This is a genomic window from Flavonifractor sp. (assembly GCF_019422385.1).
GTDB classification, from domain to species: domain Bacteria; phylum Bacillota; class Clostridia; order Oscillospirales; family Oscillospiraceae; genus Flavonifractor; species Flavonifractor avistercoris.
Genome location: NZ_JAHZDL010000160.1, coordinates 1 through 2,297 on the forward strand (window position 1 = coordinate 1; position 2,297 = coordinate 2,297).

Below are 2,297 nucleotides of genomic sequence, written 5' to 3' on the forward strand. Positions count from 1 at the left end.
TATGCGTCAATTTGCATTTAGGGCAGAAAAGAGGAAAATCTTTTAATACAGTATCGGCCTTTTCAGAACACCGCCTGCACCAGCACCATGTAGAGAACGGTGCCGCCGAAGATGCTCAGCAGGTTGTTGTGCTTCCACAGGTGGAGGGCCACCACCACCGCCACGCACAGAAGCTGGGGCACCCAGCCGCCTGGGGTGGAAAAGCTCACCCCCCGCAGGCAGTAGACGATGAGCATGGCGATGATGGCCGGGGGGAGTACCCGGCCCAGGTAGAGCACCAGCTTGGGGGGTGACTCCCCCCGGTCGAAGAGCAGGAAGGGGAGCACCCGGGTGAGGAAGGTGACAATGGCCATGACGGCGATGGCCGCGATGGCTGCGCCGGTGCTCAGCATGGTTCTCCCTCCTTTTCGTCCAGTCTGTCCCGCAGGATGAGCAGGATGAGCACGATCACGCCCAGGGAAATGAGCAGCATCTGATCCTGCCCGAAGACGCTGCCCAGGATGATGAGGAACACCACCGTCACGGCACACCCCAGCAGGGCGGGCAGGTGCTTTCGGTAGGTCTTCCACTGCTCCACCGCGATGACCACGAACAGGGCGGTCATGGCGAAGTCCACCCCCTCGGTGCTGAAGGGGATCACCGCCCCGGCCACCGCGCCGATCACCGAGCCGAGAATCCAGTAGCTCTGATCCAGAACGGCGATGGCGAAGTAGAAGCTTTTGGGGTTCACCCCCACCGGGGCCTGGGCCGAGGAGAGCAGGGCGTAGGTCTCGTCGGTGAGGGAGAAGATCATGTACAGCTTGCGCCAGCCCATGCCCCGGAACTTCTCCAGCATGGACAGCCCGTAGACCAGGTGGCGGAAGTTGATGAGCAGGGTCATGACCGCCACGGTGCCCAGGCCCGCGGCGGTGGACAGCAGGGTCACCCCCAGATACTGCCCCGACCCGGCGTAGATGGTCAGGCTCATGAAAAAGGCCCAGATAAAGTTGTAGCCGATCTCCTGGAGCATCAGCCCGAAGGCGATGCCGATGGCCAGATAGCCCATCAGCACCGGCAGGGTGACGGGGAAGGCGGCGGCCAGGGCTTTGCGATCCATACCGGCAGCACTCCTTTGTGTTTGCGCTGAGATTTTTATTCTACACACTTTAGCGAAAAAAAGCAAGACCCGGCGGAAATTTGCCGCCCGCTCCGGCGGGTGGTTGTATTTTGCGGCAATCCCTGTATAATATAGGCACATGACAACGGAGGAGCGCTATGAAGAAGCTGCTGTTTATCTACAATACCCACGCGGGGAAGGGCCTGCTGAAAAGCCGCCTGGCGGCGGTGCTGGAGGAGCTGGCCCGGGACTGGGACGTGACGGTTCACCCCACCCGGGGGGCCGGGGACGCCGCGGAGCTGGCCGCCCGCCGGGCCGGGGAGTTTGACCGCATCGTCTGCGGCGGGGGGGACGGCACCCTCCATGAGGTGGTGAACGGCCTGATGGCCCTGCCGCCCGAGGCGCGGCCGGAGGTGGGCTACATCCCCGCCGGCACCACCAACGACTTCTCCAGGAACCTGTCCCTCCCCCGGGGGATGGAGGCCATGGCCCGCACCGCCGCCGCCGGGGTGCCCCGGCCGGTGGACATCGGGAGGTTCAACGGTGAGCACTTCATCTACGTGGCCGCCTTCGGCGCCTTCACCGACGTGTCCTACAACACCCCCCAGCCGGTGAAGAACCTGCTGGGCCGCACCGCCTATATGCTGGAGAGCGTCACCCGCATCGCCTCCATCCAGTCCTACCCCCTCACCGTGGAGCACGACGGCGGGGTGGAGGCGGGGGGCTACTGCTACGGCATGGTAAGCAACACCGTGTCCGTGGGGGGCTTCAAGGGGACGCCCGCCCAGCCGGTGGCCCTGGACGACGGGATTTTTGAGGTGGTGCTGGTGCGCCAGCCGGAGAACCCCATCCAGCTCCAGGCCGTGATCCGCGCCCTGCTCACCATGTCCCCCGACGAGGGCGGACTGGTCACCAGCTACCGCACCAGCCGGCTGAAAATCACCTGTGAGCAGGAGCTGCCCTGGACTCTGGACGGCGAGTTCGGCGGCGCCCCCAAAACGGCGGAGATCCTCAACTGCCAAAAGGCCGTCTCCATCGTCTACGGCAAGTAGGGCGCGGCATCCTTGACGCGCCGCCTACGGGGGGTATGACAACCGCTTGGCCCGTTCCATGGGGTCCCCGCGGCGACCCAACGGAGTGGTCGTCGTGGGGAGAGGAGGCACAGTGGAGGGAACGAGCTTTGCCGCTTGCGGCGAAGCGA

3 protein-coding genes and 1 pseudogene are annotated in these 2,297 nt (G+C 64.6%); 1 reads left to right on the forward strand and 3 read right to left on the reverse strand.

Features of this window, described 5'->3' with window-relative positions; translation table 11 throughout:
• From QZ378_RS13025 to QZ378_RS12745, 3 genes and pseudogenes are all read right to left on the reverse strand, one after another.
• Positions 1–55, reverse strand: a pseudogene (locus tag QZ378_RS13025) (cysteine-rich KTR domain-containing protein); the annotation flags it as partial.
• Positions 56–62: 7 nt separating this feature from the next.
• Positions 63–392, reverse strand: a complete 330-nt coding sequence (locus QZ378_RS12740; protein WP_087239797.1) for an AzlD domain-containing protein — start codon at positions 390–392, stop codon at positions 63–65.
• Positions 386–1,096, reverse strand: coding sequence for an AzlC family ABC transporter permease (locus QZ378_RS12745; RefSeq protein WP_191379233.1), 711 nt, complete (start codon positions 1,094–1,096; stop codon positions 386–388). Before QZ378_RS12745 ends, QZ378_RS12740 begins: the two co-directional genes overlap by 7 nt.
• A 158-nt stretch (positions 1,097–1,254) precedes the next feature.
• Here QZ378_RS12745 and QZ378_RS12750 point away from each other — a divergent pair, with 158 nt between their 5' ends.
• On the forward strand, positions 1,255–2,148 hold the full coding sequence (locus QZ378_RS12750; RefSeq protein WP_191379234.1) for a diacylglycerol kinase family protein: 894 nt from the start codon (positions 1,255–1,257) through the stop codon (positions 2,146–2,148).
• Positions 2,149–2,297: the final 149 nt, after the last annotated feature.

Bases quoted from the DNA above. Each gene is read 5' to 3' on its own strand.
- QZ378_RS12740 (WP_087239797.1), bottom strand. From the start codon at position 392: ATGCTGAGCACCGGCGCAGCCATCGCGGCCATCGCCGTCATGGCCATT.
- QZ378_RS12745 (WP_191379233.1), bottom strand. From the start codon at position 1,096: ATGGATCGCAAAGCCCTGGCCGCCGCCTTCCCCGTCACCCTGCCGGTG.
- QZ378_RS12750 (WP_191379234.1), top strand. From the start codon at position 1,255: ATGAAGAAGCTGCTGTTTATCTACAATACCCACGCGGGGAAGGGCCTG.